At 55.9% G+C, this 16,147-nt stretch carries 10 protein-coding genes; all 10 read right to left on the bottom strand.

Going from position 1 to position 16,147, the window contains the following annotated elements; genetic code table 11:
• Positions 1 to 21: 21 nt before the first annotated feature.
• Positions 22 to 1,026, bottom strand: coding sequence for a glycosyltransferase family 2 protein (locus GSQ62_RS06430; RefSeq protein WP_161888745.1), 1,005 nt, complete (start codon positions 1,024 to 1,026; stop codon positions 22 to 24).
• A gap of 10 nt (positions 1,027 to 1,036) precedes the next feature.
• The gene (locus tag GSQ62_RS06425; protein ID WP_161888744.1) at positions 1,037 to 1,951 is read right to left on the bottom strand and encodes a glycosyltransferase family 2 protein; all 915 of its coding nucleotides are present in this window, start codon (positions 1,949 to 1,951) and stop codon (positions 1,037 to 1,039) included.
• Positions 1,952 to 1,957: 6 nt separating this feature from the next.
• Positions 1,958 to 2,965: a polysaccharide deacetylase family protein gene (locus tag GSQ62_RS06420; protein ID WP_161888743.1), complete on the bottom strand. Its 1,008-nt coding sequence runs from the start codon at positions 2,963 to 2,965 to the stop codon at positions 1,958 to 1,960.
• A gap of 8 nt (positions 2,966 to 2,973) precedes the next feature.
• The gene (locus tag GSQ62_RS21075) at positions 2,974 to 4,602 is read right to left on the bottom strand and encodes a glycosyltransferase (protein ID WP_161888742.1); all 1,629 of its coding nucleotides are present in this window, start codon (positions 4,600 to 4,602) and stop codon (positions 2,974 to 2,976) included.
• 3 nt (positions 4,603 to 4,605) lie between these two features.
• A complete protein-coding gene (locus GSQ62_RS06410; protein ID WP_161888741.1) occupies positions 4,606 to 5,877 on the bottom strand; it encodes a glycosyltransferase family 2 protein in 1,272 nt (423 codons plus the stop codon).
• 35 nt (positions 5,878 to 5,912) lie between these two features.
• Entirely contained in the window at positions 5,913 to 7,181 is a 1,269-nt protein-coding gene (locus GSQ62_RS06405) for an ABC transporter ATP-binding protein (protein WP_161888740.1), read from the bottom strand.
• Positions 7,182 to 7,188: 7 nt separating this feature from the next.
• Complete coding sequence (locus GSQ62_RS06400) at positions 7,189 to 8,046, bottom strand: ABC transporter permease (protein ID WP_161888739.1); 858 nt, start codon at positions 8,044 to 8,046, stop codon at positions 7,189 to 7,191.
• Positions 8,047 to 8,556: 510 nt separating this feature from the next.
• Complete coding sequence (locus tag GSQ62_RS06395; RefSeq protein WP_161888738.1) at positions 8,557 to 11,766, bottom strand: T9SS type A sorting domain-containing protein; 3,210 nt, start codon at positions 11,764 to 11,766, stop codon at positions 8,557 to 8,559.
• A 742-nt stretch (positions 11,767 to 12,508) separates the two neighbouring features.
• Complete coding sequence (locus tag GSQ62_RS06390) at positions 12,509 to 13,753, bottom strand: outer membrane beta-barrel protein (RefSeq protein WP_161888737.1); 1,245 nt, start codon at positions 13,751 to 13,753, stop codon at positions 12,509 to 12,511.
• Positions 13,754 to 13,932: 179 nt separating this feature from the next.
• The gene (gene dnaK / locus GSQ62_RS06385) at positions 13,933 to 15,873 is read right to left on the bottom strand and encodes a molecular chaperone DnaK (RefSeq protein WP_161888736.1); all 1,941 of its coding nucleotides are present in this window, start codon (positions 15,871 to 15,873) and stop codon (positions 13,933 to 13,935) included.
• Positions 15,874 to 16,147: the final 274 nt, after the last annotated feature.

Raw genomic sequence — 16,147 nt, 5'->3', positions numbered from 1 at the left:
AATAATTATACGAATATTTTTTTAAAAAGTATTCTTTAATTTATATAATAAATTTTTAATATATCGTTGCGGGTATCCGGACGTGAGAAGCAGCCATATATTGAGCGGAAACGGCAGGTGCCTCAGGTAATAAATAAAGATGTAGCGGCGCTTGTACCGGGCGGCCCTGCTGATGGCGGCCGCCTCGCGGTTAACGTTTTCCTTCGCCAGGATGCATTGCGTGAGCGTGTCCAGTTCCCGGAGGCAGGCCAGCACTTTGGCAGGGCTTCTGGTGGCCAGCAGCGGCTCAAAGTTGTGCTGGAGACACTCTATATACTCCAGCGGTATGGTGTAGCCGCTGCCGGCGTAGTAGCGGAAGTTGCGCAGCAGTTGTTCCTGCTGCGCCTGTGCATACTCCTGCTTTTTCAGCACCTGGTGCAGGCTCTGGCTGGTTACGCGGTAGTCCAGCAAAACCTCGGGCAGGTTGTACAGCTTGTGCTGCCGGGACAGCTGCCAGAACAGCTCAAAGTCCTCGGAATAGGCCGCCGTATACATGCCTGCCGCTTTCACCGCCGCCGTCCGGTACATGACGGTGGGATGGTAAATCCAGCAGATGAACGTGAGGTTATAGTAGAAGAACTCGCTCTTAAACCTGTCCTGCCTCACAAACCGGCCATCCTCTGTAATTACCCGCACCAGCGAGGAAACCATGGCGCAGCCGGGATGCGCCTGCAGGTAGGCGTACTGCTTCTCCAGCCGCTCTGGGTAACTGATGTCGTCGGCGTCCATGCGGGCTATATATGGCGTGGCGGCCAATGCTATGCCTTTGTTCAGGGTGGGGGAGATGCCTCTGTTCTCCCCGTTCTGATAAAAGCGGATGCGCGGATCGGCGTATGACTTTACGATGGCCACGCTCTCGTCGGTGGAGCCGTCGTCGATGATCAGAAACTCAAAGTCGGCGAAGGTCTGGGTGAGGATGCTGTCCATGGCCTCCCGCAGAAACTGCGCAGCGTTAAAAACGGGCATGAGTACAGTTATCTTTGCCATTTGCTGCTGCTTATCTCATCCTTTTCTTTATGCTGCGCTTTACTTTGTCAGGAAGCGTGCGCGTCAAAAAGTGCAGCCTGGGGTGGCGATAGGGCAACAGGGCTTTCTTCAGGAGCCGCTGGATGCTTTTGTCGCTCACCTGCCGCTGCCGCAGGTAGGCACCGAACCACTCCAGGAAATGCCGCCGCACCGCATGGTACTGCCCGTCTGCATGCACCCACTGCACAATAGAGCCAGCGCGCTGCCGATATAAATTGTTGCACGCCGAGGAGATATAGACGCTTTCCTGCAGGTAAACCTTGTTCAGAAAAGCCTGGTCTTCGTAGAGCTGGTATTCTTTTGTGAAGGATTCCTCGAAGCCTCCCACGCGCTGAACAGCGTCTTTTGCCAGCATCAGGCCCGATGGGCAGGGGGCCGCGCCTTTTCCTAAAGGATAAAGGTGATTTATGAGCTGCCCGGGGGTATAAACACGGCCCGGCGGGGCACCTACCGGGATGTGGATATCCTGTTTCTGCGGGTCGTCCCAACTGTACCAGTAGGACGAGGCTTCCGCCACCATGGCTATAGGGGGGTGCTGCCCAAAAATCCGCACCTGGTCCGACAGCTTTCCCGGAAGCCAGACATCATCCGCGTCCAGCAAAGCCACCAGTGTGCCCGCCGCCTGTCGGATGCCACGGTTTCTGCTGGCGCTCAGGCCTTTGTTTATATGCCCTTCGTGCTCTATATAGCGGATGCGGCCGGGCAGCCTTTCTGCGTACTGTTTGGCAAGCTGTGTGCTTCCGTCGGAAGAGCCGTCGTCTACCAGCAGCAGCTCCCAGTTGGTGTAGTCCTGGTGCAGCACGCTTTCAATGGCCTCTCCCAAAAACCTCTCTTCGTTCAGGAAGGCAATCACAACGGAAACAAGGGGGGTATATGCTTGCGCCATAATATCTTATAATTTATGCTGCCACGCATCCAGTTGGGCCGCAAACGCCTGCCCCGGAAGATTCTTGACCTGCAGCCTGCCCAGCCTGTATAGAGAGGAGCGCTTTTTAACGGCTTTCTCCTCGGTGGTGAAGGCCGCCGCAAAGCCCGTGTTCACCGCCGCTGCCAGCGTGTCGCTGTTGTAGTTGCCGTAGGGGTAAGCCAGCAGCGGAATGTCTGCCCCGGTTACGGCTGTCAGATACTGCCTGTTGTCGCGCAACTCCTGTTCCTGCACCGGCAGGCGGTGCATCCCCAAAGCCGCGTGTGTCACCGTATGGGCGCCGATGTCGAACAGGCTGCCCCGGCCCATCTCCTGCAGCTGCGCGGCAGTCATGCTTCTATAGGCCGCCCGCCGCGACACGGGCACGCCAGCCCAGTCCCGGATGTGGCCCAGCAACTCCTTTTGCGCTATATATGGCAGCGGTTTCAGTTGTTGCCAGAGCGCGAGGAAAAGCTCCGCCCGCCGGGTGGGAGGTGCCTCGTCGCATGCGTTCCAGTATATATGCCTTTGCCGCAACTCCACTGTCAGGTGCGTCTCTGCCTGCAGGTCGAAAGTAAACGGGCCTTCCCCCACCTCGGCGGAAAAGGTCTGCGGCAGCTTTGGGGTAAACAGGAGGATATGCTCCAACTCCTCCCACCAGAACTCCTCATCCTTGCCAATATTGCCCGAGGTGATAAAGAAAGTAGCCGGCAACCCGTACTGCTCCAGCAGCGGCTTCGCGACAGCGAAATTATCTATATAGCCGTCGTCGAACGTAATGGCGATGCTGTTTTTCTGGAGCTTGCCGTCTCTCAGTTCTGCCACCAACTGCCGCAGGGGCTGCACATTGCCCTTTTTCCGGAGGATTTTCAGGTGCTGCTCAAAGTTTTCGGGGCTCACGGCTATATCCCATATATCCGCCGCTGGCGCCGCCACACGGTGGTACATCAGCACGAGGGCCTTGTGCTCAAAAAGCCTGTTGAGGATATGTCGCAAACCTTTTCTCAAGCGGTGGGTGCTTTTACAGCTTTTACGGTTACGACGACCTGGTAATGCGGGTCGTTGAAGTCAAGTCTCGCCCTGGGCACCTCCGGCAGGCCCATGCCATATAAAAAAGCAGTGGCGGCAAACACATTCCCGAAACAGTTCACATCGGCGTGGCCACCGGCAAAGGTCTCTTCCATCAGCCGGCGCATGGCCTTGTCGGTAAACGACCAGTACCAGGTTTCTTTCCACTCGCCGTGGTCGATGGGGGTGATGCCGGGCACCGTCAGCAGCAGTACCCCACCCGGTTTCAGCACGCGGTGGCAGGTCCGGAGCGCACCTTTAAAATCATATATGAGGTGCAGCGTCTGGGTCAGCACAAGGCAGTCGAAGGTGTTGTCGGGGAGGTGCGGCGCGTCGCTGATGTCCCCCACAAAAGTGGCCTTCGGGTTGCTGGCGTCTACGTGCAGGATGTCGCTCTGCGCCACCTGGTTTCCCCCAAAGCGCAGGGTGTATTCGTTGTCGCCTATCTCCAGCACCCGGCCATATATGCTCCCGGCCTCCTGCTGCAGGAAGTTCTCTATATAATACCGGTCCACGGGGCCACCCCTGTCATAGCCGAAGTTTTTGCTGAAGGGCCGTGTGCTGTCAAAGTCGCCGAGGTCAGCCTTCCCGACTGCGGGCACGTATTCCTTGTGCAGGCCCATTCTGTGCAGCCACCTCAGCCCGAAGGCGGGGGCATTTTTCCGGATGCGGGACTTGATGGCGGAGGCGTAGGGTGTAAGCATATAGCGTGGTATGAGTGATGGCTGGTGTTTCAAAAGGGTAAATATAACTTCTTTGGTAACAGGTACTTTCTTGGCCAGCGCCTTCCGGTACAGTTCCTGGCAGTAATAGTTTTTCCAGACGCGCTGCCCGCGCCGGTACGCGCTTTGCTCGGCCGCCGTTTGCAGCTGGCTTTGCTGGCGCGCCAGCACCTCGAGCACCGTGCCCAGCATGGCCGGTATGTTCGCCGACATGTTGGTGGTGTGCAGCCGGTAGGCGGCAATCCGCTGGCAGTGGTGCAGCACCGGGTGCTTCCGCGCGATTCTCAGGTAAAGGTCATAGTCCTCGCAGCGCTTCAGGGTGGTGTCATATAGCACCTCATCAAAAATCTGACGCCGGTACATCACAGTGGCATGCATGCCGATGTAATTGCCCTGCAGCAGGTGCTGGTAGTGGTTATCCTTCACCTCAGTCAGGTCTGCTTTGGTGATGCCCTCCTCCACAAACACCTTGTCGTGCCCGCCCGACACGAACGCTAGCCGCTTGTCCTGTTGCAGCCAGCGCACATTTGTCCGGATAGCATCCGGCAAAAGCCAGTCGTCCGCGTCTAGGAATACCAGAAACTCACCCTGGCTGTGGCGGATGCCGGTGTTGCGGGCGGCGGAGAGCCCCTGGTTGGCCTGGTATATATAACGCACGCCGGCGCAGGCAGCAGCCGCCTCCCGCGTGTCGTCCGTCGAGCCGTCGTCCACCACGAGCACCTCCGTGGCGGGGTAGTTCTGGCTCCACACGCTCTGCACGGCCTCCTGCAAATAGCGCCCGTGGTTATAACACGGGATTATAACGGAGACCAGCGGAAAATCGGTTTTGGGTGCTGCGGCCATACCTTAGCGGCTTGAGTCTGGGCGATGGTTCCTGTGCCTGAAGTAGAACGCAAGCCCCGACAGCACTCCCTTTATCTCAACCCACAAGGTGCTGTAGCGATATCCGTAACGAGGAAAACCGGCTTTTAGCATGCGCAGGTAGTGCCTGGGCAGCTTTCTGAATATATGGCGGGCATATCCTGCTTTCTGGTGCTGCTGCTGCTGTATCAGCGCCGCCGCCGTGAAGCCCCGCATATAGGAATATATCTGTTTCCGCAGCCCTTTCATATCCCGGCGGTGCTCGTGGTACACCACCGCCCGCGGGTTATATAGGATCACGTCCCCCTTCGCCAGGATGCGGTACCACATCTCGGAATCGCCGTTGCAGCCGGCCGCCCCCACGTCCAGCAGTTCGTTGAAATAGCCTGCCTCCTCAAACACATCCCTGCGAAACGCCATGTTGGCCCCGGCGCCGATTCGCCAGACCGGCGGCCCCTGGGATAGTGTGGCATCGAAGAAGGCCCGGTCGTATACCACATCCACATAGCCACGGTTAAAGCTCCAGTGCTGCTCGAAAATAAACTGCGCCTCTGTGTCTAACTCCGAGGCAATAACCAGCCCGGTCATGGCGGCTACGGCCGGGTCCTGGAACGTTTCCCATACCCGGTACAGCCAGAGCGGGTGTACCGCCACGTCGTCGTCCACATAGGCCACGATGGGGGCCGTGGCGTGGGCGATGCCTGTGTTGCGGGCAATGTCCAGCCCGATGCGGGGCTCACGCACATATATAACACCGCTGAACTTTTCCGCTGTTTCTCTGGTGGAGGGACCGTCGGAGCAATTGTCCACCACAACGATTTCGGCTGGCTGGCAGCTTAGGTTGGTGAGCATGTGCAGGCATTTTCCGAGTTGCGCGGCCCTGTTGCGGGTGCAGACTATCACCGATACCGGCACTTTGGCGGGCAGTTGTTCCGGCAGCCAGGCGGAGAAGATCCGGTCCATCCATTCCGCCCAGGCTTGCATATTCTGTTGCAGCAGCCACTGGTGCCAATCACCGGTCGCGGCGGCATGCCCTGCCGCATAGTGTTCGATGGCGGGGCTGATGGCCGCAGCCAGTTTATTATAGTAGGCCTCGGGGGTGAGGGAACTGCCCTGGCGCAGAAACAGGTGGCCTAAGGCAATGGCCTTCCACCAGAACACGAGGTAGTGGCCCTGCCGGTCAAAGTCCAGTTGGGGCGGCGCCTGCAGTTGGTCCAGGTATATATGGGTAATCTGGTAAGGGTGGTGTAGGCTCATAAAAGGTGGCGCGTGGGTATGCTATGGCTGCAGAATCATTTCTGTCTGCTCGAAGCGGAACGGCAGTTTGGGGCGCACAGCCCCCACCACTTGCCGTACCATTGTATGTTCTCCCGGTAGTCTTCCAGGTCGAAGGAAAGGCACTCCTCTAAATAGAAAAGGGAGACCGAGGTGTCTCTCACGAATATCAGGGATATATAGTAAGAGCCGTCGTTGAGGAAATTGCCCGGAATGGTGCATTCGCCTTCTATCAGCCCTTTGTCGCAGCTTTTGGAAGGGGAGGGCACGTCGAAGATGCACTCGCCCCCGTACGTGAACAGGTGCAGCCCAGCGCCGAGCACGATGTCGTCGGTCATGTTCCAGAACTCAAACTTCACCGTAAGCGGCGTCCGGATATCCAGCGGGGCCCCGGGGTGGGGGAGGTGCGGAACCAGCTCCACCGACTTGACGCGCACCCATTCGTTGCCGGGGGCCTCTTCCGGTGTTGCCCAGCTTTGCTTCAGGCGCAGCTGCTGCACACCGGTGATGTACTTGTTCACCACACCCGACACTTCGCCAATCGCCTTCATCTTCCCCTTGTCCAGCCACAGCGCCCTGTCGCAAAGGTTGCTGATGGCCTGCATGCTGTGGCTCACAAACAGGATGGTCCTGCCTTCGGCCTGTGTTACCTCCCGCATCTTGCCGAGGCACTTCTTCTGGAAGTCGGCGTCGCCCACGGCCAGCACCTCGTCCACAATCAGGATGTCCGGCTCCAGGTGGGCGGCCACGGCAAAAGCCAGTCGCACGTACATGCCGGAGGAATAACGCTTCACGGGCGTGTCGATGAACTTCTCGATGCCGGAGAACTCCACAATCTGGTCGAACTTGCTGCGGACCTCGTGCTTGCTCATGCCCAGGATATAGCCGCTCACGTAGATGTTCTCCCTGCCGGTCAGCTCCTGGTTAAAGCCGGTGCCCACCTCCAGCAAACTGCTCACTTTTCCTACTCCTCTGACGGCGCCTCTCGTGGGACGCACAATCCGGGAGATGATTTTCAGCAGGGTGGATTTGCCGGAGCCGTTGCTGCCGACAATGCCCAGCGCCTCGCCACGGTTTACTCCGAAGCTGACATCCTGCAGCGCCCAGAGGGCCTGGTTGCCCCCCGCACCGGGTGCTTCTGTGCCCAGCTGGAAAAAAGGGTCTTCTTTCCGGAGCACGCTTGTCGTCCACCAGTGCTGCAGATCCTGCCGGAACGAGCCCGTGCCGATGGTACCGAGGCGGTACATCTTGGACAGCTGCTCTACTTCTATGACTACTTCTCCCATATCGCTCTTATACCACGTCCATCAGTTTGGTGCCCTGCTTGTTGAACAGCAGCAAAGCGCCGGATAGCACAATTACCATGAACACCACACTGTAGAGCAGTTGCCACGGCGAGACATACCCCTCGCCCAGCAACGACAGCCGGAAAAGCTCAAACAGCGGGCTGAGGGGGTTTATTCCCACAATCCACTTCACGTTGTCGGGCACCGTGCTGAGCGGGAAAATAACGGGAGTCACAAACATCAGGAGCCGGATGCCCAGGCTCACCAGGTTCGAGATATCCCTGTATTTCGCTGTCAGCACCGAGAAGAACAGGCCCAGCCCCAGGCCGATGCCGCCCGTAAGCACAACGGCCAGCGGAAAGGCAAGCGCCCAACTGCCGAAAGAGAGGCGCAGGTCTTTGAAAAGCCAGTAGTACGCGATGAACAGGAGCAGCATCACCAACTGCATCAGGAAGCGCAGAAATTGGGTGGCGACAGTGGCAAGCGGCATGACGAGCCGCGGGAAGTACACTTTGCTGAACAGTTGGGCGTTGTCGCGGAAGGTGTTGGAGGTGCCCGAGAAGCTGTCGCTGAAGAAGTTCCAGAGCACGATGCCCGAGAAGTAAAACAGCACAGGCGGCAGGTCTCCGGTCGGGATGCCGACCATCTTGTCGAACACCACCACGTAGGTGACGAGCGTCATGATGGGCTGGAACAGTATCCAGAAAGGCCCTAACACGGTTTGCTGGTAGTTCAGGATGAAATGGCGCCGCACCAGGCTGCCCAGCAGGTGCCGAAACGACCAGAGTTCCCGGAGGCTTTCGCCCCAGTAGCTTGTCTTGTTATTAATCTCCCACTCCCACCGCTTCTCTTCTGCTGCCAGCATTTCGTAACTCCAAGTTATATTTCAACCGTTATTACTGCTATTTTACGAAATAGTTTGCATATAACTAAAATATATTAAAAAAGTCTTATATATGAGTGGATAGGATTTTCCGGGCCATGGTTCTGTAGAAGCTTTCTCAAAAACAGGAGTTAGGCTTAAACACGGTCGATTTAGTGTTCATAGAGTTAGCCATTAAGTATCGGGAAAGGATGTAAGCCTAAGTGCCGAATCAAGTGAAAAAAAGATTGCCTGGTCATTGTGCTGCTGGACTGCATTACTAGCCTGCTTAGGTATTTTTGGGATGGCTCCTAACCTACTTCTCTTCGCAAGGAGGCAGGTTGATAAAAGCGCCGCCCCATTCCTGAGGCGGCGCTTTTAATTGGATGTACAGTGGTCACTTCGGTTCAGCGAGCCGCTGCGCAATATTATTTGCGTTATGCTAATGGGTGGGCTATAAAATGCAAAGGCCGGTTATTATCAATATCCGGCCCTTGCAGAAAGATAAGAATTTTACTTCTTGAGGATTATTTTCTGGGAGCTGGTCTCAAGGGCGCTATGGAGGCGGAGAAAGTACATGCCACCTGCCTGCCGCTCTGTTGGCCGCCACTCCACCTGATACGCCTTGCCTGCCTGGGCCTCGCCCTGGAAGAGCACGGCCACTTCGCGGCCCTGGCTATCGTAGACCTTCAGCTCCGCCGCCTGGGTCTGCTCAAGCGAGAATCTGATAGCAATCTTATCTTGGAAGGGGTTGGGATAGGCCGCCAGGCCTGCCTGCTCCAAGAATCCTTCCGCCTCCAAGGCCAGGGTCTGTGCTAACGGTGTATCTCCCGAAGGAGAGACCTGCACCAGCCAATAGTCCGTGCCTCCCTGGCTGGGCTGGCTCTTGTCGCCCCCAGCGCCCGAGTCGGAGCGGCCCCCCAGCAGGTAGCCCCCGCCGCCGGTGCGCAGCAGGTAGCGCAGCTCCTCTGCCCCTGGGCCGCCGAAGGTTTTGTCCCACTCTCTGTTGCCCTCCGCGTCCGTCTTCACGATCCAGTAGTCGGAAGCGCCCCGGCTGGCTTCCGACTTGTCGCCGCGAGCGCCGGAGAAGGACTTGCCGGCCAGCAGATAGCCCCCATCGTGACTCTGGATGATGGAGCGCAGTTCCTCGTCTGCACTGCCGCCAAAGCGCCTGTCCCATAGCTTCTCTCCACTGTCGCTGACCAGCAGCATCCAGAAGTCCTTGCCCCCCTGGCTGCCCTGGCTCTTGTCTCCCCCGGCGCCGGAGGTGCTGTGGCCAGCCAGGAAGAAGTCGCCGTTGGCATTACGTCCCATGGAGTAGAGGTCCTCGTCTGCGCTTCCGCCAAAGCCCCTGTCCCAGAGTCGATTGCCATCCCCGTCGATGCGCACCGCCCAGAAATCCCTGCCGCCCCGGCTCTCCTGGCTCTTGTCCCCGCTGATGCCGGAGGCCGAGCTGCCGCCTAAGAGGAAGCCCCCGCCCGGGGCTTTCATGAAGCTCTCCAACTCCTCATTTTCGCTGCCGCCGTAGCGCCTGTCCCAGAGCTTGTCGCCGCCGCCGCTGAGCTTGAGCACCCAGAAGTCGTTGCCCCCCCGGCGCCCCTGGCTCCTGTCGCCGCTGGAAGGGGAGTCGCTGGTGCCGGCCAGGAGGTACTCGCCTGAGGGCAGTTGGCTGGCCTTGCGCAGGTCATCGAGGCCGCTGCCGCCAAAGGTCCTGTCCCACTGCTTTTCCCCGGTGGCCGAGATCTTGACGATCCAGAAGTCCTGGGAACCACGGCTGGGCTGGCTCTTGTCGCCGCCCTGGCCGGACCTGGAGCTGCCGGCCAGGAGAAAGCCGCCGTCCAGGGTGGGAATGATGCGGTTGAGGTAATCGTCGGATGGGCCGCCGTAGCGCCGGTCCCAGATTTTCTGGCCGTCCCTGTCGGTCCTGACGATCCAGAAGTCATAGCCGCCCCGGCTGCCCTGGCTCTTGTCGCCGCTGACGGCAGAGGAGGAGTAGCCGCCGGCCAGGTAGCCGCCGGGGGTGGGGACGACGACGGTGAAGCGGTCGGTGCCGGAGCCCCCGTAGCGCCGGTCCCACGCAGCGGTAACCGGAGGGGGGCTGTCTACCTTGAGCTTCACCACCCAGAAATCATAATCTCCCCTGGAGGGTTCAGTTTTATCTCCGCTGCTACCAGATACAGAGGTCCCCCCTATGATGTAGCCGCCTTCGCTGGTCTGCTGAACTGATTCAAGGCTTTCGTATCCATTGCCGCCGTAGGTTCTGTCCCATTCTTTGTCGCCGCTGGCATCCACTTTCACCACCCAATAATCACTACTTCCTTTGCTGGCTTCGGTCTTGTCCCCGCTGACTGGAGAAATAGAGGTTCCACCAAGGATATAGCCCCCATCACTGGTCTGCTGAAGGGAGTAGAGGTTGTCGTGTTCACTTCCGCCATAGGTTCTGTCCCATTCTTTATCGCCGCTGGCATCCACTTTCACCACCCAGTAATCAGTACACCAGGATTCGCTACAAAGGCTTTTGTTGGCCTCGCTTTTCTCGCCGCTGATTGGAGAAGCGGAAAACCCGCCGAGGATATAGCCCCCGTCGCTGGTCTGCTGAAGGGATTGAAGTCCATCGTTATTACTGCCGCCGTAGGTTCTGTCCCACTCTTTGTCGCCGTTGGCATCCACTTTCACCACCCAATAGTCACTACCTCCTCTGCTGGCCTCGCTTTTCTCGCCGCTGTATAGGGGGCTAGTGGTCCCGCCGAGGATATAGCCCCCGTCGCTGGTCTGCTGCAGAGATCTAAGTCTATCGGTTACACTTCCGCCGTAGTTCCGGTCCCACTCCTTCTCTCCGGCCGCGTCCAGTTTCACCACCCAGTAATCATAACTTCCCTCGTTAGCCTCTGTTTTATCGCCGCTGACTGGAGAATCAGAATATCCTCCCAGGATGTAACCGCCGTCGCTCGTTTGCTGAAGGGAGATGAGATAGTCATATCCACTTCCGCCGTAGGTCCTGTCCCACTGTTTCTCACCTGCTGCATCCACTTTCACTACCCAGTAATCAGTAGAACACGCAGGATTACCTTCATCGTCGGGATAACAGGCACCTTTGCTGGCTTCGGTCTTGTCGCCACTGATGCCGGAGTGGGAATACCCACCGAGGATATAGCCCCCGTCGCTCGTTTGCTGTATAGAGGATAATATGTCAATATCACTTCCGCCGAAGGTTTTGTCCCACTCTTTCTGGCCGGCCGCATTCAACTTCACCACCCAGTAATCAGTCGTTCCTCTACTGGCCCCTGTTTTATCCCCGCTGGCTGATGATTCGGAGCGACCACCCAGGATGTAGCCCCCATCACTGGTTTGCTGGAGAGAGAAGAGGACATCCCCTTTATTTCCACCGATGGTTTTGTCCCATTGCACTGACACGGTGCCGGCAGTTGGCACATTGTTTAATTCGGGGAAGTAGGCTTCGAAGTCTCCCTTGCCGGCCGGGGTGGGGGCGGCTGCGTTAATGCCTGCGGTATATACGTTGCCAACTCCGGCGTGAAGGCCAGAGGCAGCACCGGGAGTCTGCCCGGCCCTTCCCCCTTCAGGAGCAGCGGGTGGAGCAGCCAGTGCAAACTGCTGCTGGAGAAGTAATAACAGGCATACAGCGAACAGTCTGAAACAACTGCTTTGTTGCGACAGGGCATGCAGGCTTACGATCGATAAAGAATGAGGTAAGTTTTTTTTCATAATCAGATGGTAAAACATGAACTTCAAGTGAATGAAACTTCGCAGTGACGTCAGGGATTTCTCCTTCGCTAACCGCATTAGGTTAAGAAGGCGCAGGGAGCGTTATGCTTAAAACAGGTGAGGGTATGGAGGGCCGTGCGGGTGGAGATAAGGGGCGGTGTCTTTTGTTGCAGGGGCGGAAATGGTCCTCATTCACGAAACCAGCCAAAACAGGAGAGGTGCTGGCGCTTTTCTTTACCGAGGGTTATCTTAAGACCTGTCAATATTATGAAATATTAAATTTTAATTTTCCTATATTAGGGATTGAGTTTTTATACGGTGTAATACTATATGGGTTCTTTGATTTCTTATAAATATACGACGGCTATATTTTATGAGGATGGCTCGTGCGGATGGGTGAAGTACTTAAGGCTCCTGTTCGGCTGTTTTACGGCAGAATAAGGTGGCTCCTCCATCCGCCAATAGATCATTGAATTGCAGACTAAATAACAGGCATTAGAGCCGAAACTGGGGGCCTCTGATTTTAATGTGCTTTATATTTCACAATTTTCTCCCACTCCCACCGCCTCTCTTCTGCTGCCAACATACCGTAACTCATATACATCAGCAGCGTATCAATGCTACTTTATATAGTAATTTGCATATAGCTATAATATATTAAAAAAGTCTTATATATAAACGGGGCGGTTGCTACAGAATAGCAACCGCCCCGTTTATATATAAGACTAAGATATTAAGCTGCCTAGAAACGGTAGTTCAGGATGAGGTAGAAGGTATCCATAGGTGAACTCAAACCTGTTGACCTGGTGATGCCGTCTGTCTTTTCATACCTGCCCTCCAGCGTAATGGGATTTGCGTTAACGGAGTAGCCCAGGCCTGCCCCGGCAACTGCGCCGACCGTGTACTTGCGAATAGATCCGTCTCCAAAGGCAGGCGTCGTCTGGGTAGTGGTTGTACTGCCGAACGTACTGGTCTCTGTAGCCTCTTGCTTGTGGCTGATGGCATAGCCCATCACCGCGCCGGCGTTCAGGAATGGCTGCAACTTCCCGCGCGGGTAGGTATAGCGAAACTGGGCTGGGAGTTTTAAATAATTGATTTCTATATCTACATCATACATATAGCTCCGGCCAAGTCTTTGCTCTTTTTGAACACGACCGGTAAACTTGCTGGGGTCATAAAGCAGTTCAAGTTGCAGCGAAAGCTTCTCGCTGATGGCGGGGGTTGTCAGATTCATGGAGATGCCCGCTCCTGCATTTAGAGATTTCTCTGTGAAGGAGGCCCCATCCAGATAATGATCACCACTAAATTTTAGCGTAGTACTGGCAAAGCCTAAGGCAAAGCCCAACTTTACCTCAGCCTTACCCGTGGGTTGCTTATACGATGCGCCACCTACACAGGCATTGTACGCTTGGGCAGCCTTTGCCAACGAATTTTGAGTGAGCGAAATATTCTCTATGTGTTTTAAATTATAACCGGAACAGTCGCTGAAAGCCTGCGACAAAACGCCTTTGTATAGCTTGTTCCGGACGCTGTATTTTTTGCCTGTCTCCTCGTCTGTTTTATTATATTCGGTGATAAGTAACTCCACAAGCGGGCCGTTATTTTTGGAGAGGAAAAAGCGGTCCCTCTGATGCTCATCACGGTAGAAATAGATGCTGGCGCGGCCTTTGATGAGTGCGTTTAAAAAAAGCTTCTCTTCAGCAGCAGTTGGTAAAGTATCGGCGGCTGGAAGCTCTTTAGCCTCAAATATTTTATTTTCAGCGGTAAAACCGTAGCCAGCTATTTCACCAGGCGTAAAGATTATTTCTTCTCCGGTAAAGGTTGGTTTGAACGTTGCCACCTGCGCGCTTCTGCTGGCACCTCTGTAGTCGACATAGCCCCTTACCGTGTCGGCATTCTGGATGATATAGCCTCTACGAAAGTCTGCCTGGGCAATGGCGGAGGCATAGACGGCAATAAGCAGCAGGGTAAGGTAAAGTTGTTTCATTAAGTTTGTCTTGAAATGCAGGTACAAGGATTGTATGGAAGATAGAATGGGTGCAATTAATATATAATCTTATATATAACAAAATTACAATACTATTTTTAGGTGAAAGTCCAAAGGCTATATATGCAAAAAGCCCCCACTGAGTCAGCGGGGGCTTTTTGCATATATAATTTAGCTATTTACTGCTTGCTGCCGTCTACTTCCTCGTAGTCCACGTCGGTAACGCCGCCGTCGGCTGTAGCGCCATGCGGGCCGCCTGCCTGGCCGTTACCGCCCTGGCCATCAGGGCCCGGGGCACCGCCTGGTTGGCCCTGCGTCGCAGCGTACATCTCCTGAGAGGCTGCGCTCCACGCGTTGTTCAGGTTCTCCAGCGCTCTGTCGATACCGGCCACGTCTTTGGAGCCGTGTGCTGTCCTCAGTTCAGCCAGCGCATTCTCGATGTTCGACTTGTTTCCGGCGGAGAGCTTGTCGCCATACTCCTTCAGCTGCTTCTCGGTCTGGAAGATCATGGAGTCGGCTGCGTTCAGCTTCTCGATCTCTTCCTTCGCCTTCTTGTCTGCCTCAGCGTTGGCTTCGGCTTCCTGGCGCATGCGCTCAATTTCCTGCTCACTCAGGCCGGAGGAGGCCTCAATGCGGATTTTCTGCTCTTTGCCAGTCGCCTTGTCTCTTGCCGTTACGTGCAGGATACCGTTGGCATCAATATCGAAGGTTACCTCAATCTGCGGCACACCGCGCGGCGCTGGCGGAATATCAGACAGGTGGAAGCGGCCGATGGTGCGGTTGTCGCGGGCCATGGGGCGCTCGCCCTGCAGCACGTGTATCTCCACCGAAGGCTGGTTATCGGAAGCTGTCGAGAATGTCTCAGACTTCTTCGTCGGGATGGTTGTGTTCGACTCAATCAGTTTGGTCATCACACCACCCATTGTCTCGATACCCAGTGAAAGCGGCGTTACGTCCAGCAGGAGCACGTCTTTTACTTCACCAGTCAGCACACCACCCTGGATAGCGGCACCGATGGCCACCACCTCGTCGGGGTTCACACCCTTAGAAGGCTTTTTGCCGAAGAATTTCTCCACTTCTTCCACTACCCGCGGGATACGGGTGGAACCACCCACCAGAATCACTTCGTCGATATCGGAAGTAGAAAGGCCAGCGTCCTTCAAGGCCTGCTTGCAGGGTTCCATCGAGCGGCGGATCAGGTCGTCCGTCAGCTGCTCAAATTTAGCGCGTGACAATTTGCGCACCAGGTGTTTCGGCACGCCGTCTACCGGCATAATGTACGGCAGGTTGATTTCTGTCTCGTTGGAGCTCGAAAGCTCGATTTTGGCTTTCTCTGCGGCTTCTTTCAAACGCTGCAGGGCCATTGGGTCTTTGCGCAGGTCCAGGCCTTCGTCTTTCTTAAACTCGTCGGCCAGCCAGTTGATGATCTTGGAGTCGAAGTCGTCACCACCCAGGTGGGTGTCACCGTTGGTAGAGAGCACCTCAAACACGCCGTCCCCCAACTCCAGGATAGAGATATCAAACGTACCGCCACCTAAGTCGAACACCGCGATCTTCTGATCCTTGTGCTTCTTGTCCAGGCCGTAAGCAAGCGCCGCGGCTGTTGGCTCGTTGATGATACGCTTCACCTCCAGGCCTGCAATCTGACCGGCCTCTTTCGTGGCCTGGCGCTGTGCGTCGTTGAAGTAGGCGGGCACCGTAATCACGGCCTCCGTTACAGTCGTGCCCAGGTAGTCTTCAGCGGTGGACTTCATTTTCTGAAGGATCATGGCCGAGATTTCCTGTGGCGTGTACTGCCTGTCGCCAATCTCCACGCGCACCGTGTTGTTGCCGCCCTGCACTACCTTGTAAGATACCTGCTTCGCCTCCTCGCTTACTTCGTTGTAGCTGTGGCCCATGAAGCGCTTGATAGAGGCAATGGTGTTCTGCGGGTTTGTGATCGCCTGGCGCTTGGCAGGGTCACCTACTTTCCGCTCGCCGTTTCCGCCGTCCAAAAAAGCAACGATGGAAGGCGTAGTTCTGCGGCCTTCGCTGTTTGGTATAACCACCGGTTCGTTACCCTCCATTACGGCAACGCAAGAGTTGGTTGTACCCAAGTCAATACCAATTATCTTTCCCATTCTATAGTTTTATTTATGATTCCAAATTCAATTTTTCAGATGTATCTTATATAACAACCCTTGTGCCAAGGGGCGATCAGCCTTTAGTTTCTGTCAATATGTCACACCCCGAAACCAGCTGTTCGCATTTGGCTGCTTTATGTTCGCCCTTGCTTTCGCAGCCCGCCATTATTGGCTGTGGCCTTTCTCTTTTTACTGCTACCACCCGATTGAGTTTCCGGGATTTGGTGTATGGGGGAGCGGAATGCAGTGGCAGTTATATTCCCAGCAAGTG

The sequence above is a fragment of the Pontibacter russatus genome (assembly GCF_009931655.1).
Taxonomy (GTDB): domain Bacteria; phylum Bacteroidota; class Bacteroidia; order Cytophagales; family Hymenobacteraceae; genus Pontibacter; species Pontibacter russatus.
Note: the sequence above shows the minus strand (reverse complement) of the source record. Positions and strands in the feature narration are given on the sequence as shown.

Excerpts from the sequence above, each read along its gene's own strand:
- dnaK (WP_161888736.1), bottom strand. The coding sequence starts at position 15,873 with ATGGGAAAGATAATTGGTATTGACTTGGGTACAACCAACTCTTGCGTT.
- GSQ62_RS06390 (WP_161888737.1), bottom strand. The coding sequence starts at position 13,753 with ATGAAACAACTTTACCTTACCCTGCTGCTTATTGCCGTCTATGCCTCC.
- GSQ62_RS06400 (WP_161888739.1), bottom strand. The coding sequence starts at position 8,046 with ATGCTGGCAGCAGAAGAGAAGCGGTGGGAGTGGGAGATTAATAACAAG.
- GSQ62_RS06395 (WP_161888738.1), bottom strand. The coding sequence starts at position 11,766 with ATGAAAAAAAACTTACCTCATTCTTTATCGATCGTAAGCCTGCATGCC.
- GSQ62_RS21075 (WP_161888742.1), bottom strand. The coding sequence starts at position 4,602 with ATGGCCGCAGCACCCAAAACCGATTTTCCGCTGGTCTCCGTTATAATC.
- GSQ62_RS06425 (WP_161888744.1), bottom strand. The coding sequence starts at position 1,951 with ATGGCGCAAGCATATACCCCCCTTGTTTCCGTTGTGATTGCCTTCCTG.
- GSQ62_RS06410 (WP_161888741.1), bottom strand. The coding sequence starts at position 5,877 with ATGAGCCTACACCACCCTTACCAGATTACCCATATATACCTGGACCAA.
- GSQ62_RS06405 (WP_161888740.1), bottom strand. The coding sequence starts at position 7,181 with ATGGGAGAAGTAGTCATAGAAGTAGAGCAGCTGTCCAAGATGTACCGC.
- GSQ62_RS06430 (WP_161888745.1), bottom strand. The coding sequence starts at position 1,026 with ATGGCAAAGATAACTGTACTCATGCCCGTTTTTAACGCTGCGCAGTTT.